Origin of the sequence: Nitrosomonas communis, assembly GCF_900114745.1 — a bacterium.
GTDB lineage: Bacteria > Pseudomonadota > Gammaproteobacteria > Burkholderiales > Nitrosomonadaceae > Nitrosomonas > Nitrosomonas communis_A.
On sequence record NZ_FOUB01000003.1, the window covers coordinates 150,551 to 174,560 of the forward strand.

The window sequence follows — 24,010 nt, forward strand, 5'->3', positions numbered from 1 at the left end:
GTTAGAGCCTGATAAAAGCATTTATTTATTATCTCTATCTCTTGTCTTGAATTCAATCAAGAATTTCCACAGAAAAACGTTCAATCACCAGAAGGAATCAAATCATGAAAACAGCTATGACTGTATCTTATCTGTTAGTCCTTTTGCTTCTTGCTGGAAGCGCTTATAGTGACGACACGCTCGACTTTAGTGCCAAGCTTACTGGAGATCAGGAGGTCCCGCCTGTCGTAAACCAAATACGAGCAAAAGCACACTTTGAGGTTAATAAAGATCGTACCAAGATGGATTACGAACTTAAGGCTAGAAACGATAAAGACCCGGTCGGTTTACTTGGACAGGCAGGAGCGCATATACATTGTGGGCGTGTAGGTCAGAATGGACCGGTAGTAGCCTTTCTCGCGGGTGTTATTAATGGTGGGGTCGATGGCAAGGTTGAAATTAAAGCGACACTCACCGACGCTAATATTGTTGAAAATACGTGCGCGGAATCCATTCAACAAGACATAAACACCTTAAAGGAACTGGTCGATGCAATGCTCGCCGGGAATATTTATGTGAATCTCCACAGCAATAATCATCCAGGCGGTGAAGTGCGTGGACATATACAATCGGATGATTAACAAATCATTTAACAGGAGGAGACAATGTGAGCTTGACCAGCTATCTGTCGTTACTTCCACCCAGTAGCTATCAACCCAGATTTTTTGTTAGGAAGGTTTCTATTGAAAAATCTGGGTTAATCGATAATTATATATGTTATAACACCTTTTCAAAATTTTTCCCTACGATTTAATTCCATTTCTCAATTAAATATGATTTGAAGGTAAACCGCAGGCAGTATAAAGAATACAGCCTGGAGATGGTGACAAAATCTGGTTTGAATTAGGAATGAAACTACGTGTTTGCACGTATTTTTTTAAACAAAGTATTGCAATATTCTATAATGGTATGAAGTTAAATAGAGTGAAATAAAATTTATTTTTTTATACTCATGACTTGTTCGTCGTAGTCAAGGGTGTAGCCTAATTGGGCAAGTTACGAGGGGCCTCTTGCATGCGGGTCTGATTCACTCGCTCCGTGCCTCTCATTTACAACAATAGAGGACAAAAACATGGCTAAACAGACACGTACTCCCGTCAAACAGAAAAGCGATCCCAACATTCCGGGACAAGGAATTGACAGACTTGAGCAGCGCGAGGCTTTGATTCGCGAGGCTGCCTACTACCAGTACGCGAAGCGGGGTTACGCTCCGGGACATGATCTTGAAGACTGGCTTGCAGCTGAAGCTGAATTTGAGCACAGAATGCCAGAATCTGAGGAATTGCCACCAAATATAGAGTTGCAGGAGAGCGGTACCCATGGGCCAGCGAAGGATGATAAATTGAAGCGGATAGTCAAACAACATCCGCATAAGGCCATTCCCCAAGTCGAGAGTATCGAGCCGGAAAAGGCCCCTTTTAAGGAATAACACTGAAAGTAGCAGTAGGGTGCTTGTGTCTTGTGCTATGAGTTAGCATAGCGGATTGAAATAACTTTGGTGTATATTTTCCACCCAGAGCTTGCTCATCAGATACTGATGAGCAAAAGGTTTTTTTGTCATTATTTTTGATCAATTCCTGTCAAACGGCATGGTGCATGATGGTACACTAGAAGGGATTTATCAATCCACCCTTCTAGTCTCAGCTTAACCATCTGCGGTCAATTCACGAATTGAGTGGCATAGTATTTCGCGGTGAGCTTCTCTCCAATAGTGTTCTCAATCAAGTCTCTCCACAAAAGAGTGCAGCCGAACTTAAAGATGTTATTGATGAGTTAGCTTCCGGCCTCAATGCGGCCAACATAGGCTTATCACTGAAGGCTGCCTGATTTCAGGGTTATACGGCAAATATAGACATGCAATCAAGATGCGAGTATTTTGCACACCAGGTCATTATAGTAGGCTGGAAACAGAGCGAGGTGAATTTTTGAGGCCCAGTCAGGTTTATCGTATCTCGCGGGCTTGCGTAGCATTTGATATTTTTCTACCAACTGCCACCAGAGCGTATTGAGATCCTGATCAAGGTCTTCGTATAGAGCCTTCTTGATGAGAACAGGCCTCGAAATGTTATAACCGCCAGAATGGCGCGTAAATGATCCATGAAAAGCTTTCTGATAAATATTATGCCTCTATCTGAGGCTGACCCATAATTTACCCATTTTCTTGTGAACTCTGAGTAATTCAATGATTCCTGCTTTTTCGGATATATTCTTATCGGGGTGAACAGGGTGTGACTGGTAATCTTGGCTAGGAAAATATCAAAAGTTTGTTTGTCTTAGAGACATTGTTCTCAGATTATGCCATCATTATTTTATGGCAAAACTGATACAAACACTAGGGATTGCTTCTTGTCTAGGCGGACCGATGCGTACCTGCGGTTATGCAGCAGAACTGCTGCGGGACGAGTTTGCTAGGCAGTCGTCAACGCAAACCGGCTTGCAACTGCAATGGCATATGCTGTATCCCGAAAAGACAGGCACAAAAGAGGCCAGATTAGCCCATCTCTACCAAAAAACGAGTCAATTTACCCGTTACTGGACTGAAAACCATCACCTTTTTCTGGTGATCGGCGGTGATCATTCTTGTGCTTTAGGTACCTGGTCAGGTGTACTGCAGGCATTGCCGCACAGCAGCGAACTTGGCTTAATCTGGCTTGATGCGCACATGGATGCGAACACTTTTGCCACCACACCTTCCGGCAATATACACGGTATGCCTGTTGCTGCGCTGCTAGGCAAAGCGGATGAGCGACTGGGCACAATTTATCCAGCCTGCTGCTTTATTCAACCAGAAAATCTGCTGATGATCGGTATTCGCAGTTATGAAGCGGGGGAATACGCTCTTTTAAAACAGGCAAACGTCAAGATTGTGTTTGCTGATCAAATCAGTGATTTTTCACAGACACTACTTGCAGCCGTCGAGCAATTAAGTAGAACCTGCAAAATTATAGGTATCAGCCTCGATTTGGATTTGATCGATCCTGAAGATGCACCTGGCGTAGAAACGCCGGTATTGGGTGGAATTAAAACTGCTGCGCTGCTGGAAGCGCTTACCTTGGTGAAGCATCATTCGAAGTTTTGTGGTCTGGAAATCAGTGAATTCAATCCAGAAAGTGATCGCCACGCTAAAACGCTGCTTCTGATGAAATCAATTGTAGAAACGTTTTATGCAGATTAACAATCAGTTTCTCTCTTGCCAGGAAGAAGTCTTATTCCATTTCTAAATCAAAGATAACGCGAAGGCGAGCCGCAGACAGTATAAATAATACGGCAAGGTGAAGCCGACAAAGTCAGTTTTGATTTAGAAATGGAATTAATACACTGAACAAGTCTTTAGGGTCATCTGGCTCAGGCAACAACGCGATCTCGCTGCCTAATTGATGCTCTAAAGCCAATTCATATACTAAACGCAGTGCTGCGAAATCCTCCAACGCAAAGCCAACCGAATCGAACATGGTAATTTCAGTAGCATTTTCCCTGCCTCGTTTGCGCTTGGTGACGAGCTCCCATAATTCGGCATAAATATCGCTTGCATCACATTGCTGTACTTCACCTTCCTTTAGTGTTTGCGGGATAAATTCAACCACGATTTTCGCTGCCTCTAGCAGGGCCCGGCTTAATTCGGTTTTACCTGGACAATCGCCACCCATGGCGTGAATATGGGTGCCTGCTGCGATATCTTGTAATTCGAACAATATCATCCGCCTATTTGTTGCCGTTGCAGTAATAACAATATCGGTATTGTGAATGGTCTCCCGTATGTTGGCACAGGGTATCAGCTCAAAAGCGTAGGGTGCCAGATTACGCGAAAATTTAGCCATCGCCGCTGGATCAATATCAAAGTAGCGTATTTGTTGTAATGGGAAAAGACTGTTAAAGGCTATCACCTGAAATTCCGCCTGTGCGCCGGTACCAATAATTGCCAGAGAACGGGCCTCTTCTCTAGCCAAATACTTTGCTGCCAAGGCTCCGGTTGCTGCCGTGCGCAAAGCGGTCAATAAGGTCATTTCACTAAGTAGCAATGGGTAGCCCGTAGCGGCATCGCTTAACTGGCCGATGCTGATTACGCTCAATTTGCCTTGTGTCGTATTGCCGGGATAACGATTGACATATTTGAATGCATAGAATTGGTCATTTGCACAAGGCATCAATTCAATGGCGCCTTGCGCAAAATAGGTCGCATGCCGCACGGATTTATGAAAGGTGCCCCAACAGGTGAAATCGCTTTCCAGAAATATAATCAGCTTGGTAAGGAAGGTTTTCAAGCCAATAATTTTGATGAGTTTTTGGATATCAATAACACTCATAACCTTCATTGTGTAGCTCCGCATAAATCAGCTTCGCTTTGTGCATCTATGTGGGATGCTAGCAATATTATTATGGCAAAGGGGTTGAGCATGCGTTATTGAGAAGTATCTAATCAACAATTTTGTTAGCTCAGGATAACAAACAAATAAAGATTGGTGAATAATATTCTTACAAAGTAGAACGCTTCCCCAGCAGATTGCTGCTTAACGATTGCAAAGAACGGAAGAAACAGGCATTTTTTCTGAAAACGAGCAACAAGCAGTAATAAATTTTTACATGTGAAAAAATTTATTGATAATTCTTATTGGACGACAGGTATTTAGTAAAGCCTCATACTTGGCATTAATGTGAATTTTCCATTGAAATAGGGGAACTGAAACTAAAGGTGACAGGATTGCATCAAATCAAAAGAAGAATTAATCAATGCAGTAATAAACATCAGTGCTCCATTATTCTAGGTGCTAAGCCATGAAAAATCCATACTGGCGGAACCTCTTACGAATATTAATTCTGCTTGTGATGGTGTTTGTCACCCGTGCCAACGCGAGTGAGGTCAGCGTGCCGTTAAAATTGGATTATCAGTTTCTCCGCCGCATTTTGCAGGAGCAAATCTATACTGATCAAAATAATACAGCGCAAGTGCTTGAGGAACAGAAGGATTGCAGTAAACTTGTTCTTTCTAATCCACAAATCGGTCCAGACGCGGGCCGAATCAGGATCATTTCAGCAGTCGAGGCTAGATTTGGCAGCAGAATCGCCAATCAATGCTGGCACGTTCCTGCATGGCAGGGGTTCATCGAAGTCTTCCTTGTCCCTAGTATCGTTCCGGAGAAGCCGGTGATTGAATTCAGGGTAGTTGATTCGAATTTACTCAACCGGGAAGGAGATAAACCTCTGATAACGGGAATGGTGTGGGATTGGGTCACACAGCACGTCCATTCCAGATTGGCGACATTCAAGGTAGATCTAGTTGTCCCGTTGCAGGAAATCCAGGCACTTATTCCCTTGATGCTTGCTACCAGAGGTTCTGATACTGCACAACGCACACTGGAATCGGTCAGGTTTTCTGACCTTGAAGTTGCTGAAACTGGAATCAGATTGAGCTTGCAGCTCAATCTCCCAGAGGTGGTCAAGCAGCCCATGCTCCTCACCCCAGAACCGGCTCTAACAGTAGAGGAAGCGCTACGCTGGGAGGCTGCTTGGCAAAGATGGGACGCATTCTTGACCTTTGTGATTAAGCAAATGGCGAAAGACACTGAGCAAGTTGATCTGCGTCGGGCGTTGCTTGAAATTCTGCTCGACGGACGCTACGATCTTACTGAATCTTTAGTCGATTGGAAGGAAGGAACACCGGATCCAGTGCGTGGCTTATTCCTGAAAAGCTGGGAAAGGCTGTCGCCTATTCTGCAACAGATGGAAATCACTTTGCCAGGTACGGCGGCGATCCGCTATTTGAGTTTTATCACAGCGGCAGATGCTTTGAAAGCAATGGATCAGGTAGGCGAAAAGATTGGCTATGAGATCTCCGCCGATGGCTTGCGCCGATTGGCGCGCATGCTCGCACCGGAGTTGGAAGAGGATCCTCTGGTTTACCGCTTCGAGGTAGATCCGGAGCTACGTCGTCTGTTCGGTTTCGGATTACCCCTACCCGTGACGGAGCAGACTCCCGACATCGATAATGGTAGCTGGTTTTTCTTCGCTCCAGCGTGGGCGGCTGCTACACCAGACCGCGCCTTGATCAAAAAACTTAACCGCTGGGTGCCAGACGCTGCTGAAGTTGAAGCTTACTTACCGCTGGTGGCGGATCTGCTTGATTACACCGCGGAGGCGACGATCATGAATAAAGACCTACAGGGTGAATATCATGATTTTTTTCGCCGTCTGTCTCTCGCCACCGCATGGCAAGAGAGTTGTTGGCGTCAGTTCGTCAAAAAAAGTGGTCGACTTGAACCACTCATGTCACGCGCAGGCGCCCTCGGTATCATGCAAGTGAATCCGAAGGTATGGCGTGGTTTTTATGAAATTCCGGCGCTACGTAACGATATTAGTTACAATGCTTTAGCGGGAAACGAAATCCTGCATCATTATCATACAGATTATGTTCTTATCAAGGTTAAATACAAAGAGACCAACAGTATCGACCATTTGGCTCGCCTGACTTATGTCGCTTATAATGGTGGGCCAGCTCATTTCGAACGATACCGAAAAAGGTCTGCGTCAAAGGGTATTAACCAGGTCGCTTCAGCCTTCTGGAAAAAGTATCAAGATTTAACAGCAAGTGGTCCATTAGCGGTGGCTCGTTGCTATGAGCAGTCCTGAATTAATAATTATCATTTAGAAACAAATTTTATTTTTTGAGTGTTTCTGCTTCGGCAGGATTGCATGATTTTGCAAATATATAGCTGTGTTGAACCCCTTTAGAATGGAACGACTATTTATCCCGTCCAACTGAGAAATCTAGGTTATTCCATTTCTAAATCAAAACTGACTTTGTCGGCTTCACCTTGCCGTATTATTTATACTGTCGGCGGCTCGCCTTCGCTTCATTTTTGATTTAGAAATGGAATTAAACCTAAAATCGCAATTGCTCGCTTAATTTGTAAGCTAAGCCAAATAAATATAACGGCTTTTGAGGTTTTGCCATTTATCAGAATGGTGAGGCCGCTACGGGTGGGTGCATCATATGCCGCTCCAGGCGCGAATGTGGCGTTACTCTTCGTTGCGGGGGCTAGCTCTGCGGGTATATGGCGCTTGCCTCGCACCTGGATCGACCTCTGATCATGTGGAATGATGTGTCAGCTATCCACCAATATTATATTACTTTTCTTTTACTGAGTTTAATAAGAGAAAATCAGCTAAATTTATCTTGTTGATTTAAAGAATTATGTGAATTTCCCATTGATTCACTGACGGCTTGCATCTTATTCTCATTAAACAAAATTTTGTTATGGTTATTGTGGCCCTCATCAGTCAAACGCATGAATAATCCCAGAGCAGCCAGCAGTATCGCAGCACTAATAATGATGATTACCGGATAAATAAGATTGCCTGCAAGTCCAAGTTGACTGTATTTGATAACTAACAATAATCCTTCGAGAACAAGCGCGATACACACGATACTGACAAAACGTGGAACTGTACGCCTGAGCACGATTATGATGTGTTGTTCACTTTCTTTACACGCGTATTCCTTGTTAATTACCAAGCCAAGCTCAAAGATTGCTAATGCAACAATAGCCATATTGATGGATTTAATAACGGCCTCTACAAATCCAATGTTGCCTATGAATCCTTGGAAAAGGGCCTCTCCGGCTAAGAAAGTGAGTATTAATGCCATTAAGAAAAAGATAGCAGAGAAAGTAGTGGCCATAAACTGCCTGAAAACAGTGATATTGAGTGGTGTTGACTGTCTAAAGGCAGTGAGATTCGGTGACATAAACATTTGTTCCTCCTTGAGCTCACATTAACACATTAAATAGGTCGCTTTTTTGTGAGCAGCATGTGCATTGATTTGATCAAACAACGCTTGAACTGTTGATTTATAACACTAAGCCTAATTGGTATTGACTAAAGCTCTAGAAGTTGGCGCCGTAAACTTCACTTGATCGAATCAATAGGGTAAAAAAAATAATCAATCAAACAAAATAGATTAGATCGATTCCTGAATAAAGGCTGTGAGATTCAGTGGCATAAATATGTGTTCCTCCTTGAACTCACATTAACATATTCATATGCAATTTTTATGACAGTATGCACATTATTTGATTAGATAATGCTCGAACTATTAGATTCATAATACTAAGCCTAGTGTATTGAGTAAAGCTAGAAAGATTAATACCGTAAACTTTATTTGATTGAATCCGCCAGCCTATATAAATTGAATGCTTATACTTATTGTCCCATCGGACAGGTGATATTTTTGAGCAGTAGAGAAAGGGTGCGATGGCCCGTCAGCTAGAATTTACGATGATCGTTCTATCTGGTTGTGTGCATTGGATAAATAGCACGGTTTGCTAGACTAGTATTCTTTAGGCTAAATGCGGTCAAGTTTTCGATAGAATCGATATTCTCTAAAATAATATTGAAAGTATCATTATGCGAAAATATCTAACTAATCAATCACCGACAGATATCTTGCCGCGTTGTTATACTTTATACTTGCATAGACAAAGTATTTATCATTATGTTGTAAATTACTAATTGATTAAATAAATTTTGATCAAATCTGCCCGAATAATAACTAATCAAATAATCTAAATAATGCCATTCAGCTTGGATAGTTTTTATGAAGCTAACCGCCGCATATTGATCTGGCTCATCCTGATCGGTTTGCTTTGGTTATTGCGCGATTTTTTTGGACTAATTTTTATCACATTTGTCCTTGCATTTATTGCTACACCTCTGATTCGTCTCGGCCAGAATAAATTAAAACTGTCTTACCGCCTCTCTCTGTCGTTGGTATATATCTTTTTTCTGGTAGGGCTGGGAAGCTTTTTTCACTATGTCACACCTAGTGTGATCGGTGAGGCCAGTCGTTTTATGAATAACCTTAGTGAACTGCAGTTGAAGCTGCTGGAACTAAAACAAGATATAGGTAGTAAATACCCTGGTGTAGAGCGCTCTTTGCATGGTTATATCCGAAGCATACTCGATGAAGATACTCAAAAGGTTATTGATAGAGAACTTAATTTGTTCAAGAGAACGATCAACCTTTCCGAGGTCGAGCAGCCGGAAGACGCTGAAAATAAAGAAGATAGCAGCATGACGGAAAAGACGCAGGAAAAGCTGAAAAAATACTACGATAAGGAAGCCGAACTGCTCATTGATTCGTTAATGACTAAACAGATGGATAAAGCTCGAGAGCAAGTGCCTAAACTTATCAATCATTTTTATCAAGCTACTGGTACTATGCTGCTTGCCCTGTTATTCAGTTTCCTGATTCTGTTTGATAGCGTTCGCCTGGGAGATTTGATGAAAAGCTTACATGATTCACGCTTGCGGGATTTTTATCAGGAAACTGCACAACCGGTAGTTCGTTTTGCCTATGTAATTGGCCGAGCTATCCAGGCACAGGCAATGATCGCGTGTGTAAATACTTTCTTAACTCTGATAGGCCTGATCATTTTAGGTATTCCTTCCGTTGCACTTTTATCGTTGATTGTGTTCGTGTGCAGCTTTATTCCAGTATTGGGCGTGTTTATCTCTACTACACCGATGGTGCTGATTGCATTGAATACTGGTGGATTGACTCTGGCCTTAGCAATAGTGGTAATGATTACCGTGGTCCATATTATTGAGGCTTACGGGCTTAATCCTTTAATCTATGGTAAACACTTCAAGCTCAATCCGGTACTGGTATTAATCATTTTGCTGATTGCTTACCACAGCTTCGGCCTGTGGGGGATGATACTGGGTGTTCCGGTTACTTATTATTTTATTCACGATGTATTTGGTGTGCCGTTGTGGGATGAACGGCGGTTGGAACCAGCAAATACAGTTTTAGAAGCAAGCATAAATGATTGAGTTTATTATAAAGGGCACCTCTAAAAATTCATATTTGTGAGCATCCGCTTCGCGGATTACCTGCTTACCCCGTCTTGTCACAATACTTCGTTGTTCACAAAAAATGTTTTCTTACATATCAGTTATATGCTGCGTCAACATTTTTTGTTCTCGCCTTGTCTTGTCTAGAACTCTGAATTTTTAGAGGCGCCCTAAAGTTATTAACAAATAATCTTCTTTGCTCGACTTAGGAAAGGTTTCTTCTTATTGGAGCTCAAATGACATTTCCAATTATGTAGCATTGGCCAACCAGTGATAAATTCGTATAACTCAAGCCATTCATTGGGCTAATTTTCAGCTGGTAGTAGCTCAAAAGCCGATGTTGCAATTGTGATTGCGATTTGGCTGAAGAGTTAGTGTCTCATTCCATTGCTAAATCAGAACTGACTTTGTCGACTTCACCTTGTCGTGTTATTGATACTGTCCGTGGCTCGCCTTCGCGTTATTTTTGATTTGGAAATGGAATCACAATCCAAGAGAGGATTCTTATGCTGAAGCGCCAGTTACTTGAAAAATACCAGATTATTATTTACTTGGCAGCTATTGGCTGTGGTCTAGTCGTGGGCTGGTTGTCTTCGGATAATATCTCATTTCTGGAAGTGCTACTTTGGCCGCTTCTAGGAGGGCTGCTATACGCCACCTTCACTCAGGTGCCACTGGCCCCCATTTACGCGAAGCATGGGCTGATTTACGCTTTGTTGTGGTCGCAATGATAGGCAATTTCATACTGTTACCCTTGGTCGTATCGGGTTTGTTGATGCTGGTACCCGATGAACCGGCAATTCGTCTGGGGGTATTATTAGTATTGCTTATGCCCCGGACCGATTGGTGTATCTCGTTTACTCATCTCGGTGGGGGTGACACGAAGCTGGCCATAGCCTTTTCGCCAATCAGTCTGTTGCTGCAGATTACTTTGTTGCCAGTTTATTTGTGGGTATTCCTGGATGAGAATTTTGTCGTTACCTTGGCGCAAAGTCAAATGCTTACCGCATTTGTTGGCTTGATTCTGTTGCCTTTATGTAGCGCTTATCTGACAGAAAAATCGATAGAAAAAAATAAGGATCGACGCTATCTATTAGATCAGTTAGCTTGGTTGCCAGTGCCACTGCTTGCATTAGTCGTTTTTTTATCGCGGCAACCCAGGTTAGTCTCATCATAGGCTCCCTCTATTTTCTGGGTCAACTGCTGCTGGTATTCGTCGCTTTTCTCATCATGGCAGGATTGGTTGCTCATCTGCTTGCACGTCAATTCGCACTTCCGTCTGTGCAGGGCAGGGTTTTAGCGTTCAGTTTCGGTACACGTAACTCATTTGTTATGCTGCCACTTGCGCTTGCGCTTGCGCTGCCGTCATCATTCGAATTGACTGTTGTGATTATTGTTTTTCAATCATTGATTGAGCTGCTTGGTATGATAGCTTATATTTGGTGGGTACCAAAAAACTCTTCCCTGTACTTTCTTCGGTGGGATAAGTGTTGCAAGATACCCTGCAGAGTTGGTAAAAACGAGTGAGCAAAGCGGTATCTAACGAGATCACATGGTATTTTAAAGTTGTGGAAGTGCCGGATGCCGATTTTTAACCACTTACAATCCACATAATACCTTAATATGGGCAGTAGCGCTTCTACCGAGCGCATGCAACGCGTAACCGCCTTCCAGCACAGAAACAATGCGTTTGTGGGCATATTTGCCAGCAATCATTTTAATCTGTTCAGTGATCCAGGCATAGTCCGATTCGATCAGATTCAGATGGGCCATATCATCTTCTCGATGTGCATCGAAGCCTGCAGAAATGAAGATTATTTCTGGCTGGAAGCTTTCCAGCGCTGGTAGCCAGTACTGAGTAACGGCCGAACGAAAAGCCAGACTATCTGTGCCCGCAGCAAGCGGCACGTTGATGATGTGATCGCTGCTGCTATCCGTGCCACAGAACGGATAAAATGGGTGCTGAAAAGTAGAACAAAGCATGACGCGAGAATCATGTTTGAAAATATCTTCGGTGCCATTGCCGTGATGGACATCGAAATCTGCGATCGCGACCCGCTTTAGCTCATATTGCGCCAAGGCGTGCGCAACGCCGACAGCGACATTATTAAAAAAGCAGAAACCCATTGCCCGATCATAGGTAGCATGATGGCCGGGCGGGCGGATATTACAAAACGCATTTTCCACCTTGCCGGTCATAACGAGGTCAGTGCCCAGCACTACGGCACCGGCTGCACGGTATGCCGCTTCCAGCGTAAAAGGATTCATAAAGGTGTCTGCATCGAGACTGATTAATCCATCTTGCGGTGCAACTGTTTCAATGGATCTGAGATAACTTTCTGAATGTATCCGCGCGAGTTGTTGAGGCGTTACACGCGGTGCCTGGTGTTGTTGCAACAGCGGGAAAATACCCGATGCAATCAATTGGTCTTCAATCGCTCTCAGTCTCGCGGGCGACTCTGGGTGATCAGTTCCCATGCTATGTTTAAGGCAGGCGGAGTGGGTAATGTAGGCTGTCTGCATCAATTGCTTCCTATGCTTGCAGTAAGTTCTTAGTCCTTTTGCTTAAGCGACTCAAAGCCATCTCGGTAATCCGCAAGCGGGCGAATCGGTTCGATGATGTTTTCACCACCAGCGGATGTTTCAATGTGCAGCGCTACATGACTTTTACGGTAACCATATAGAAAGTAGACAATCAAGCCGATTCCCGTCCAGATCGGGAATACCAGTTTGGCATCCGCTGGCAGGAAGAAAAAGAGCGTTATGCAACCGATTATGGCGAGAGGTCCTACCAACCAAAGGGCTGGTGTCCTGAAAGGCCTGTTACGATTTTTATCCTTGATGCGCAAAATCATTACTGCGAGTGCAACGACCAAAAAAGCAAACAATGTGCCGGAATTGGAGATATCAGCAAGTTTGCCAACCGGCAGGAAGGCAGCAGCAAACGTTACCCCGATACCGGTGACCATGGTGACGATGTGCGGTGTTTTGAACCGTGCATGGATCCGGCTCAGCACTTCCGGCAGCAGGCCATCACGAGACATAACAAAAAAGATGCGCGTCTGACCAAATAGCATCATAAGGATAACCGAAGGTAATGCCAGGAAAGCAGCCAGGCCAAGCAGGTTACCGATTTTTTCCCAGCCGATTTCACGCAGTACATGAGCGAGCGCTTCACGTGAACACACAATTGGCTGCTGCCCGAGCGCGGCGAGTGACTGGCATTGCTCGGCCAGTGCTAATGAACCAGGCATGAGGCCGCGACCGCTAGCATCTGTCAATGGCTGTGCCCCAATTGCACCGATCACGCCTGCTGATACCAGAAGATAGAATAAGGTGCAGATCGCCAGTGAGCCGATAAGGGCGAGGGGGATATTCCGTTGTGGATCTTTGGTTTCCTCTGCAGCAGTCGAGACTGCATCAAAACCAACATAGGCGAAAAAAATGGAAGCAGCTGCTGCGACTACCCCAGAGGCACCTAACGGCACGAACGGCTGAAAATTTTTCAACTCAGCAACAGGCAGGGCCAGCGCAATAAAAGCTGTAAGGGCAACGATTTTAACCGCTACCAGTGCGGCATTGAATGTGGCACTCTCGCGCGTACCGATGACAAGCAGGCCCACAATCAGCAAACAGATAACCACCGCTGGCAAATTGATTATTCCGCCAGCAAAGGGACCATTCGCCAGAGCAAAGGGAATTTCAATCCCGACAGAATTATTTAATAGTCCAACGAAATAGCCGGACCAGCCTACAGCGACTGCGCTAGCAGCGACGGAATATTCAAGGATTAATGCCCAACCTACCATCCATGCTACAAATTCACCCAATACCGCATAGGAATAAGTATAAGCAGAGCCAGATACAGGCACCATTGAAGAAAGCTCAGAATAGCAAAGTGCCGCTACGGCACACACAAAACCAGCGATGATAAAGGCAATCATCATGCCGGGACCCGCTTTCTGTGCGGCTTCAGCAGTCAAAACGAAGATACCGGTCCCGATGATGGCGCCTACGCCCAAGAGTGTTAGTTGCCATGCTCCCAGCGAGCGGTGAAGGCTTTTTTTTTCGGCTGTAGCCAAAATGGTATCTAGCGATTTTACGCGCCAGAAGATCATGGATTCCCCCTTTTTATTTAATCGTATATTTTTAATTATCCTAGATTCTATGCAGAATAGTGTACAAGAAATGGTGCTACTATAAGAATAAAATAGGCGCTTAAAAGCGAGATCAGTCTGGTATAACCGATATTCGGAAAGAATCTTTTATACTGCCGCCAGGAATGTTAACGTTTGTGGGAGATCATTCAATGAACAAACATTATCTCAGCCCGCTTTTTTCTCCTCAATCGGTAGCCGTGATTGGTGCGAGTAACCGTATAGATTCCGTTGGAGGGGTCGTGTTTAAAAACATGCTGGAAAGCGGCTATCAGGGCAAGCTCTATGCAGTCAACCCGAATCACCCTGAAATCCAAGGTCAGCATGCCTATGCTGGTATCGAGCAGATTGAGGAAACAGTTGATCTGGCTGTCATCATCACACGCGCAGCAACCGTGCCAAATATTATTGAGATGTGTGGCAAGCGCGGTGTGCGGTTTGCCTTAGTGTTGTCGGCAGGTTTTAGTGAAACCGGGCCACAAGGCGCTGCGCTTGAACGCGCTATAGTAGAAAACGCACGGCGTTATGGTATGAGGCTAATCGGCCCCAACTGTCTTGGCATTCTCTGTCCGGAGACAGGGGTGAATGCCACCTTTAGCAAGGGAGGCGCAAAAGCTGGTGGGTTGGCATTAATTTCTCAATCTGGAGCTTTTTGCACTGCAATTATGGACTGGGCGCGACCAAATGATGTTGGTTTCTCTAGTATTATATCCTTGGGTGCTGCAGCAGGGATAGATTTTGGTGAGATACTCGATTACCTCGCATCTGACTCACATACTCAAAGTATTCTACTTTATATCGAGGGTATTCAACACGCTCGCAGCTTTATAAGCGCGCTGCGTGCGGCGGCTAGAGTCAAGCCTATCTTCATCGTTAAAGCAGGTCGCCATGAAGCCGGCTCTAAAGCAGTATTTTCCCATACGGGTGCACTGGTTGGCGCGGATGATGTATTCGATGCAGCCCTGCAACGTGCAGGTGTCGTGCGCGTAGATACTATCGTGCAGTTATTTTCTGCAGCCCAAGCACTCTCGACTCATATCTGCCCTCGCGGCAATCGGTTGGCGATTGTGACTAATGGGGGTGGGCCCGGTGTCATGGCGGCTGACCGGGCTGTTGAACTGGGGGTGACTATTGCTACACTTTCTGAAAATACATTAACTCAATTAAATGCAGTGTTACCAGCTACCTGGTCGCATAATAATCCGCTCGATATCATCGGTGACGCAACTGCAGAACGTTATCGTCATGCTGTCACATATTGTATGCAGGATGATGGCGTGGATGGTGTGTTAGTGATACTGACACCGCAAGCGATGACTCAGCCACTGGAGGTGGCGCGAGCGGTTATTGAAATTGCTGGCAAGTTTGACAAGCCGCTTATCGCTTGTTGGATGGGGGAGGTGCAAGTGGCTGAAAGCAGACAGCTCTTTAATCAGGCAAAAATATCCAGTTTCCGTACACCGGAACCCGCCGTTGAAGTGTTTTCATTCATTTCTGCTTATTATCAGAATCAAAAGCTGCTCATGCAGGCGCCCTGTCCGATATCTCAACGCAGTATGCCGGATAAAGAAGGTGCCCGCTTATTGATTGAAGGTGCATTGGCAGATCGTCGTAAAGTCTTGAATGAAATGGAATCCAAAGCGATTTTGGCAGCATTTCATATCCCGATTGCCAAGTCCATGGTAGCACGTACCCCTCACGAAGCTTTATTAATTGCTGAAGAACTAGGCCTGCCAGTCGCTATGAAAATCAATTCACCTGATATTTCGCATAAATCAGATTCAGGTGGAATTCGTCTCAACCTCGGTAATGCACAGGCAGTCCGGTCAGCCTATCACGACATTATCCAGTCGGTGCAAAAGAAAAGCCCCAATGCTACTAGGATTGACGGTATCGTCGTTGAACCGATGGTGATCAAACCCAATGGCCGGGAATTGATGATCGGGGTAATCACTGATCCGGTATTTGGCCCTGTCATTACCTTCGGAGCAGGGGGGGTGCTCGTTGAAGTGATGGGCGACCGCGCAGTTGCTCTTCCGCCACTTAACAATTTTTTGGCTAAAAATATGATTCAACGCACACGTATTTCTAAACTTCTTTCGTCCTTCCGTAATATGCCACCCATCAATATGGAGGAGCTGGAAAGCATACTTTTGCACATTTCGGAAATGGTAAGTGAACTTCCGTGGATCAGGGAAATGGATATTAATCCTTTAATTGTCGATGAACGCGGTGCCTGCGCGGTGGATGCACGTATGGTCGTGGATTACCTGCCACCTTCTGTTGACCGCTATGCGCACATGGCAATCCATCCTTATCCCACTCACCTGATTACGGACTGGCAGTTGCCAGATGGTACCGACCTGTTGATACGCCCGATTTGCACGGAAGATGCAAACATCGAACAGGAATTTGTACGAGACTTATCGGATGAATCCAAATATTTTCGTTTTATGGATGCGTTGCAGGAGCTCTCACAGAACACACTCCTGCGCTTTACGCAAATTGATTATGACAGAGAAATGGCATTGATTGCCGTGCTCAAACAGGATAATCAGGAAAAGGAGCTAGGTGTATGTCGCTATGTGACCAGCGCCGATGGCTATTCTTGTGAATTCGCTCTTGTGGTAGCAGACGAATGGCAGAGAAGAGGTATTGGCAATAAACTCATGAATTGCCTGTTCGAAGCGGCTCGTGCCAAGGGGATCAAAACCATGGAAGGAGAAGTATTAGCAACCAATCAATCTATGCTGGAGTTAGTACGCAAACTGGGATTCAAAGTCAGTACTAGCGAGGAAGACACTGCCATTAAGCGCATCGTCAAGCAGCTTTGATAGGGTGATTCGATAATAGACTTTATTTGCTTAGATATCTGAAATAAGTTTTTAAGATGGTGATAGGTTATTTAACAAGGTTGATTTGTTAAACAATCCAATAATTTTGGGGATAATAGTAAGACATCACATTACAGGGATTATACGCAATCGATATAAGATTTTTATTTGATGCCTCATTCTAATTTTCAATGGGAATAGCACAATCGGATAGATAAGCCTACGCCATCCGCTATACGATTTTACCAATAGCAGCTATTCATCACCAGTTCAGCTTAGGATGGGTATTCTAGGAATTCAAATATCATTAAAAAGCTAATAGATTAGAACAAACAGTTATTTTGCCCATCAAGAATTTGCAAATAACATATACCATATGCATTCAAACTTGCTTTGATGAGATATTTGGTTATATTCTCTAAAGTTTTGATGATAAGTAACGCTATTTAATATATTAATCAATTTACTTTAAACAGGACGTTTACTCTATGAAATTGAAATACTTTCTCTTGGCGATTGCCCTGGCAGCGGTGGAAGCTAGCGCAGATAACTCCACACTTGATGCAGCCATCGGTGGGGCGCTAGGCGGAGCGGCTGGGGCAGCACTGGGTAATGAGATTGGAGGTCGCAACGGTGCGATTATCGGTGGCGCAGTGGGTGCAGGGGTAGGATCAGCGATTACTACAGATGATGATCACCGTTATGCGTCACGTAGAAATCAATATTATGCCGCTCCCCCAGGGAGTCAGTATTATAATGTGCCACCTAGTGGTGTTCGCCATCAATATAATCATTATGACTATGATCGTGGTTATCACTGCCCTCCTGGTCAAGCAAAAAAAGGCCGTTGCTGATTGACAGAAGAATCTTAAGGGCGCCTCTAAAAATTCTGAGTTCTAAACAAGACAAGCGAGAATAAAAAGTGTTGACGCAGCATATAACTGATATGTAAGGAAACATTTTTTGTGAACAACGAAGAAAGATGCCCTTAAATCATTACATCTAACTTTTTAACTAATGCCAAGAATCATTGATTAATGCATGAGTCAAGGTATGATGGCTCATGTATTAATCGGCTTTCTTTAGTTTCATTGTCCAGTAAAACTGCTTCCTAGGACGACAGTTAAATCTTTTTCTTGCCAAATCAATGTGATGCGGATGGTGACGCTTAAATATATTTATTGCTTTCTGAGAGATTTTATTCCTTTTCCAAATCAAAAAATGACGCGAAGGTGAGCCGCAGACAGTATAAATAATACGGCAAGGTGAAGCCGACAAAGTCAGTTTTGATTTAGAAATGGAATTAGATGCTGAGGAATAAAATTGTATACAAATGCATTATTGCCTGTCTGAGTGTTATTCCCTAGCATCATAATGTAATAAAAGGCGAAAATGGTTTGATTGTTGCTTCTAGCTTCTATTTGGGTGTTTGAAGCCACCATTTTAGGTGTGCCACTGGTGTGCTAACTTTAGCTATAAATCTCATTTGATAGTTAAAGCTTCATTTATCGGATCAATAACAAGTAGCTGATCAAACAGCAAACCGGCAGACAAATTTTGATAGACAACAACTCGATGATAATGATCTGGGAAACGCAAAGATGCAGTGAGCATCTAAAGAAATCGCGTATTCTCAACTGAATATATAGGGATAATGAATGAGTAAGTCTGCCACTAGTTATCCAATACGCGCTATATTTTTGTGGTTTCTACTTGGGCAAATGCCGCTCTTGTCTGCTATGGAGATTGCGGAATCCATACCCACGGCAGACGCCATCTTTACCATGCTCAAGCTTGAGCCGGATAAAGTAGCTGATCTTGAGCGCGGTAAAATCGTCCCTTTTGAGACAGGAGAATCAACCACCCAAAAAGAATTTATGATGGGTCTGAGTATGTATTTTCCATTTCCTCCAGCGAAGCTGGCAGCTTTTTTCAAACGTAAAGATGTGGCGACGGTCGATCAAGAGGCCTCGGCACTGGGCGAGATATTTCCACAATCCGGTATAGACGCTTTCAAGGGATTCATTTTTACACATGAGCAGAGCAATGAAGCCCGCAATTTGCTCGCAGTTACTGCGGGTGATCAATTCAATTTGTCTGCCGAGGAAATTGATAGCTTTGCTTCTCTTAGAGAGAAATTGACCGATGCTGACGAAATGGCCCTGATTGCAAGCGTATCGCAGCATTACCAGCAGATTTTATGGCAGCGCTGGCAAGATTACAGTAAGCAGGGCCTGACTGGAGTCGCAGCTTATGCACGCAAACGAGCAAATATCAATCTAGCTGACGAATTACGCATAGCAGCGGCTAACAGTAAATTGCTGACATACTTTTCTCCAGCTTTACAAAAGATCTGGTTAAATTATCCGACTCAATTGCCAGCCGATACTGAAGAACGCTATTTTTGGCTCAATCGGCAAGTGCAAAATCGACCTACGGCAATTCTCAATCATCGTATTGTGTTAACTACTGATGCTGCCTCGGTAATTATCACCAGACAATTCTTTGTCGGTCATTCCTATAACTCCAGTCATATGATCTTGGGTTGCTTGCCGTACGGTAATGGCTCTATTTTGTTTTATACACATAGAACTTCCACTGATCAAGTTCAAGGCAACAATTTGAAGCGTAGCATCGGTCGTCAACGGCTCAAGCAGCAAATGATGAGGAATTTACAGTTTCTACGCACTGCACTCGAATCTTCCTAAGTACTTAGAAGGTTTGATTCCCGATTTCGAATTAATCGAGCATTTCGGTGCTAGTTCTAACTGGAATCAAGTTGCAAACTATAGTGGGAGCGGATTCTCATGAATAATTTCATTTCTAAATCAAAACTGACTTTGTCGGCTTTACCTTGCCGTATTATTTATATTGTCTGCGGCTCGCCTTCGCGTGATTTTTGATTTGGAAATGGAATAAGGTATCCATAGTGGTTTCATTTATATAGATCACTCAAGCATCTAAGAGGAGGTTCTAGTATTATGAAAAAAAACTTAATTGCTTCGTTATTGGGTGTGGTATGGCTGATAGCTCTACCTAGTGAAGCGAGCGAAGATGCAATCGAGAATTTGCGACAGACTAGTAAAGCATTTGCTTCTGTAGCGCGCGCCGTCTCACCTTCTGTCGTGTTCATTCAGGTGGAGAGTGAAGCATCAAGAGAGGTTACGCCATTTTTTCCACAATTTGATGATGAGTGGCCGTTTAGTGATGATTTTTTTAAACGCTTTTTTGGTGGTCGGCTTCCAGGAATTCCCAGCAGTCCATATTCTGACAAACCACAAGAAGAACGCCGCATTATGGAGCAGGGATCGGGCTTCGTTTTTGAAGCCCGATCCCTGCTATCTAACAAAACTTATATTCTGACGAACAACCATGTGGTAGAAAACGCCGACAAAATCCGAGTAGAATTTCAAGATGGTCGCCAATTCGTGGCTAAGGTCAGCGGACGTGATCCACAATCTGATATTGCGGTGATCGAGATTAATGCGCGCGGCTATCCTGCGCTTACTCTGGCTGATTCTTCTAAACTGGAGGTCGGTGAGTGGGTAGTGGCGATTGGTAATCCCTTCGGTCTTAGCCACACGCTGACAGTAGGAGTAGTCAGCGCTAAAGGGAGAACCAGTCTTGGCATCAATGATTACGAAGATTTCATTCAGACTGATGCAGCCATCAATCCAGGTAACTCAGGTGGTCCTTTAGTCAATTTAGATGGTGAGGTAGTAGGCATCAATACGGCCATCTTTAGTCGAAGTGGAGGATACATGGGCGTAGGCTTTGCTATCCCGAGTAATCTCGCCAAGGCAATTACTACTCAACTCATTGAACATGGCGAAGTTACGCGTGGTTATTTGGGTATCGTCATTCAGCAACTAACGTTTGACTTGGCGGAATCGTTTGGAATTGAGGCATCGCAAGGAATTCTTGTTGCGCAGGTCAGTAAGCATGCCCCCGCAGAGAAAGCGGGTCTACAGCAGGGCGACATCATTGAACGCTTCCAGGGCGAGTCAGTTAAAGATGTAGGAAGTTTTCGGAACCAGGTGGCGTTGCTTGCCCCTGGCACTACCGTAGAGTTAACTATTCTACGGAATGGCAAGAAAAAAACCGTGGAAGTTGAGATCGGTAAACTCACCAAGGAGGAACAGCCTGCCGAGCAAACGTCGCAGCGTGCAGAAGATATTGGTTTGACAGTGCAGACGCTAACACCGCAACTGGCAGAGCAATTTGATGCCACAGCCGGTGAAGGTGTAATTGTCACAGAAGTGCGGCCCGGCTCTGCAGCGGCCATGGCGGGAATCAAGCCAGGTGCGATTATCCTGCAGGTAAATCGCAAAGAAGTGAAGAATGCTGCTGAGTTCCAGCGAGCGATCAAGGAAAGTCGTAGTGACAAACGTCTGCTGTTGCTTATCCGCGAAGGCGATACGCAGCGTTTTGTAGCGTTGAGTTGGTAATCAATTAAAGCATGCAGGTAGGACGTCAACTTAGCGCTTGAGGAAGGAAATGCAGGTGATAAGGAAGTTTGTTCAGAATCCGCGCATGATTGGGACACTCGTTACAATCTGGCTCTGTTTGCCGCAAGTTACGATTGGGACAGGTGTACCAGAGAAGGCCCAGGTACAAGCAAAACCTGTCAATGAGTTGGGCGCGCTTGATCCATCCAATCGTTCGATCACCTCGCATACCTTTCAGGCAGGGGATGTAAAATTTAACTATAAAGCGACCGCTGCATCGATCACAGTTTACGATAAACCATCAAAACCGATGGGTCAGATTTTCTATATTGCCTACGCGATGGAGCCACAGGGCGGGCGTCCCCGACCGCTTACCTTTGTATTTAATGGTGGCCCTGGTGCCGCTTCCGCGTACCTACATCTTGGCGCGCTCGGACCACAGCGCGTCATGTTCAACGCAGATGGTACAGTACCTCCGATGCCGGCTGAGGTCGTGGACAACCCGAAAAGCTGGCTGGCTTTTACTGACCTGGTTTTTGTTGATCCGGTAGGAACGGGTTATAGCCGAGAATTGCGATATGATAAAAGCAGCAAGACAGATGGTAAAGATAGGCGGGAATCGCAATATTCAGGCAATACCTCTCCGCGAGTGAAGGCTTGGGGGATTGAGGAAGATACCGTTTCGCTGTCTCGTTTTATTCGCGCCTATCTGACTGAGGAAAATCGTTGGTTGTCGCCCGTTTATTTAGTTGGTGAAAGTTATGGGGGATTCCGAGTTGCACGCCTTTCTAAACGGCTGCAATCGGAGTTTGGTATTGCGCCAACTGGTTTGATCCTAATTTCGCCTGCACTGGATTTTAGTTTTATCTGGGGTAATGAGCGCAGCCTGTGGCCATGGGTGTCGTTATTGCCGAGTTACGCGGCGGTTGCGGCAGTTCATGAGCGTAGTAACGAGATAACCTACCGGGCAGACAATCCCCGTTCTTCGCTAACGGAAGTGGAGCGTGTCGCGTTGACCGACTATCTCGGCGGACTGGCCGCGGGCTCGCTCGAACAGGAGTGGCTCGAGCAAATCAGCAAATTGATCGGCTTGAATAAGGATATTCTATTACGTGAGATGGGACGTGTTCCTTCGGCGCGTTTTGCCAAGGCGCTGCTCGCCAACCAACGTCGTGTGCTGAGTTTGTATGATGGATCGATGACATTGGTCGATCCGGAGCCAGCAAAATCTCTACTTATTGGCAGCGATTTCTATCTTCAGCGACTCAATGCGCCTCTGACGGCAGCTTTTAACTACTATGTCCGCGATCGCCTCAATTTTAAAACTGATATACCTTTTCTGCTGTTAAATGAAGAGGTATATCAATCATGGAATTGGCGATCAGGAATTCGCGGGCAACAAGGTTTTGCCGAAGCCCTTTCAGATCTGAAAAAGGCCATGAGCCTGAATCCCGCCATGCGGACGCAGATTATGCATGGTGTGTTCGATCTGATCACTCCATACTATGCTTCCGAGATAATGATCAAACACATGGCACTGGATCCGAGGATGAGTAACAACATCCAGCTCAAGGTCTACCATGGCGGACACATGCCTTACCTACACCAGAAGGCACTTGATAGCATGTTCGAGGATGCGCTACAGTTTTATAAACTGATACCATAGCTAGCTGATTACGCTAGCAGTTGATCGGGTGATGCATGGGTGCTGATCTAAGCGTGATCTGACTAAGAGGGAGATCCATAATCTTTGATTAGGAAGGTATATTGAACGAGTCTATGCATATTGTTTGTCCACAGTGCGATGCTATTAACCGCATTCCTTCTGTGCGGCTGAGCGAAGCGCCGAAATGCGGTAGGTGTCATCAGCCACTATTTGATGGTTATCCGGTGGAATTGACTGGGTCCAACTTTCAACAGCATGTTAACCATAATGATATTCCAGTATTGATAGATTTCTGGGCGCCGTGGTGTGGTCCCTGCAAAATGATGGCGCCTCAGTTTGCTCAGGCTGCTACCCAGCTTGAGCCCAAAGTGCGCCTAGCCAAGGTCAATACCGAGGTTGAGCAAATGCTGGGTGCCCAGTTTGGTATCCGCAGCATTCCGACGCTGATACTGCTTCACCACGGCCGCGAGGTGGCACGGCAGTCGGGCGCTATAGGAATGGCAGATATCGTGAGATGGGCGCTTAGTCATAGCTGATAAGACCTTTTCCTCAGATTGATTATAGCCTAACCAGTTAAGAATGATTCAGAATGTATAGGATTTAAAAAGCATCTCAACGGTCTGGTTTTGTTGTTTACGCAGTGCTTTGGCCTGTGCCCATTTATGTTCGATGGGATTAAGATCAGGAGAATAAGCGGGTAAGTATTCAAGGGTGTGCCCAGCGTTTTGTATGGCCTCTTGCGTATCCTGCCTCTTATGGAAGGTAGCATTGTCCATCACAACGACCGCATGTGACGGCAATTTAGGCAACAGGTCCTGCATCGCCCATCCATGAAATACATCGGCGCTGATATTGACTGCAAACAGGCTGACGGTTATCAATAGCTTTCCGATCAGGGCGCCAATCGCGTTGATACGACCTTGCGCATGCCAGTCATGCGTGCCATGACATCTCTGGCCAGCGGGTGCATAACCGTGCGTGCGCGGCGCATCCTGTGCAAACCCACTTTCATCAATA

Annotated in this window: 17 protein-coding genes; 12 read left to right on the forward strand and 5 right to left on the reverse strand. The window is 44.9% G+C overall.

What is annotated here, in order from left to right:
- Window positions 1–104: 104 nt before the first annotated feature.
- From BM122_RS02425 to BM122_RS02435, 3 genes are all read left to right on the forward strand, one after another.
- On the forward strand, window positions 105–620 hold the full coding sequence (locus BM122_RS02425; protein ID WP_074903330.1) for a CHRD domain-containing protein: 516 nt from the start codon (window positions 105–107) through the stop codon (window positions 618–620).
- Between the two features lie 491 nt (window positions 621–1,111).
- On the forward strand, window positions 1,112–1,468 hold the full coding sequence (locus BM122_RS02430; protein WP_074903332.1) for a DUF2934 domain-containing protein: 357 nt from the start codon (window positions 1,112–1,114) through the stop codon (window positions 1,466–1,468).
- Window positions 1,469–2,350: 882 nt separating this feature from the next.
- Window positions 2,351–3,214, forward strand: coding sequence for an arginase (locus tag BM122_RS02435; protein ID WP_074903334.1), 864 nt, complete (start codon window positions 2,351–2,353; stop codon window positions 3,212–3,214).
- 112 nt (window positions 3,215–3,326) lie between these two features.
- On the opposite strand, the gene BM122_RS02440 is transcribed toward BM122_RS02435, so the two are convergent.
- Window positions 3,327–4,352 (reverse strand): ornithine cyclodeaminase, encoded by a 1,026-nt coding sequence (locus BM122_RS02440; RefSeq protein ID WP_074903336.1) that lies wholly within the window; start codon window positions 4,350–4,352, stop codon window positions 3,327–3,329.
- Between the two features lie 460 nt (window positions 4,353–4,812).
- Here BM122_RS02440 and BM122_RS02445 point away from each other — a divergent pair, with 460 nt between their 5' ends.
- Window positions 4,813–6,663 (forward strand): transglycosylase SLT domain-containing protein, encoded by a 1,851-nt coding sequence (locus BM122_RS02445; protein ID WP_074903338.1) that lies wholly within the window; start codon window positions 4,813–4,815, stop codon window positions 6,661–6,663.
- A 532-nt stretch (window positions 6,664–7,195) separates the two neighbouring features.
- Here the strand turns inward: BM122_RS02445 and BM122_RS02455 are convergent.
- Complete coding sequence (locus tag BM122_RS02455) at window positions 7,196–7,780, reverse strand: hypothetical protein (protein WP_177198023.1); 585 nt, start codon at window positions 7,778–7,780, stop codon at window positions 7,196–7,198.
- 836 nt (window positions 7,781–8,616) lie between these two features.
- Between BM122_RS02455 and BM122_RS02460 the strand changes: the two genes are divergently transcribed.
- Both BM122_RS02460 and BM122_RS24745 read left to right on the forward strand, forming a co-directional pair.
- On the forward strand, window positions 8,617–9,867 hold the full coding sequence (locus BM122_RS02460; RefSeq protein WP_177198024.1) for an AI-2E family transporter: 1,251 nt from the start codon (window positions 8,617–8,619) through the stop codon (window positions 9,865–9,867).
- Window positions 9,868–10,513: 646 nt separating this feature from the next.
- Window positions 10,514–11,065, forward strand: coding sequence for a bile acid:sodium symporter (locus BM122_RS24745; RefSeq protein WP_256211845.1), 552 nt, complete (start codon window positions 10,514–10,516; stop codon window positions 11,063–11,065).
- Window positions 11,066–11,487: 422 nt separating this feature from the next.
- Here BM122_RS24745 and BM122_RS02470 read toward each other — a convergent pair whose 3' ends face one another.
- Together BM122_RS02470 and BM122_RS02475 are read right to left on the reverse strand one after the other, a co-directional pair.
- Entirely contained in the window at window positions 11,488–12,411 is a 924-nt protein-coding gene (locus tag BM122_RS02470; protein WP_074903346.1) for a histone deacetylase family protein, read from the reverse strand.
- A 29-nt stretch (window positions 12,412–12,440) separates the two neighbouring features.
- Window positions 12,441–14,006 (reverse strand): amino acid permease, encoded by a 1,566-nt coding sequence (locus BM122_RS02475; protein ID WP_074903348.1) that lies wholly within the window; start codon window positions 14,004–14,006, stop codon window positions 12,441–12,443.
- Window positions 14,007–14,197: 191 nt separating this feature from the next.
- Between BM122_RS02475 and BM122_RS02480 the strand changes: the two genes are divergently transcribed.
- The 6 genes from BM122_RS02480 to trxC all read left to right on the forward strand — a co-directional run bounded on the left by BM122_RS02480 (window position 14,198) and on the right by trxC (window position 23,529).
- Window positions 14,198–16,879 (forward strand): bifunctional acetate--CoA ligase family protein/GNAT family N-acetyltransferase, encoded by a 2,682-nt coding sequence (locus tag BM122_RS02480; RefSeq protein ID WP_074903350.1) that lies wholly within the window; start codon window positions 14,198–14,200, stop codon window positions 16,877–16,879.
- Between the two features lie 488 nt (window positions 16,880–17,367).
- Window positions 17,368–17,733 (forward strand): glycine zipper domain-containing protein, encoded by a 366-nt coding sequence (locus tag BM122_RS02485; RefSeq protein WP_074903352.1) that lies wholly within the window; start codon window positions 17,368–17,370, stop codon window positions 17,731–17,733.
- An 804-nt stretch (window positions 17,734–18,537) separates the two neighbouring features.
- Complete coding sequence (locus tag BM122_RS02490) at window positions 18,538–19,587, forward strand: hypothetical protein (RefSeq protein WP_083398291.1); 1,050 nt, start codon at window positions 18,538–18,540, stop codon at window positions 19,585–19,587.
- A gap of 273 nt (window positions 19,588–19,860) precedes the next feature.
- Window positions 19,861–21,327 carry a DegQ family serine endoprotease gene (locus BM122_RS02495; protein WP_074903354.1) on the forward strand — a complete coding sequence of 489 codons (1,467 nt, stop codon included), beginning with the start codon at window positions 19,861–19,863 and terminating at the stop codon, window positions 21,325–21,327.
- A 55-nt stretch (window positions 21,328–21,382) separates the two neighbouring features.
- Window positions 21,383–22,993, forward strand: a complete 1,611-nt coding sequence (locus BM122_RS02500) for a S10 family peptidase (protein WP_177198025.1) — start codon at window positions 21,383–21,385, stop codon at window positions 22,991–22,993.
- A 113-nt stretch (window positions 22,994–23,106) separates the two neighbouring features.
- Window positions 23,107–23,529 (forward strand): thioredoxin TrxC, encoded by a 423-nt coding sequence (trxC, locus tag BM122_RS02505; protein ID WP_074903356.1) that lies wholly within the window; start codon window positions 23,107–23,109, stop codon window positions 23,527–23,529.
- A gap of 48 nt (window positions 23,530–23,577) precedes the next feature.
- On the opposite strand, the gene BM122_RS02510 is transcribed toward trxC, so the two are convergent.
- Window positions 23,578–24,010: transposase (locus tag BM122_RS02510; RefSeq protein WP_305728202.1), on the reverse strand; the 433-nt coding region annotated here is incomplete at its 5' end.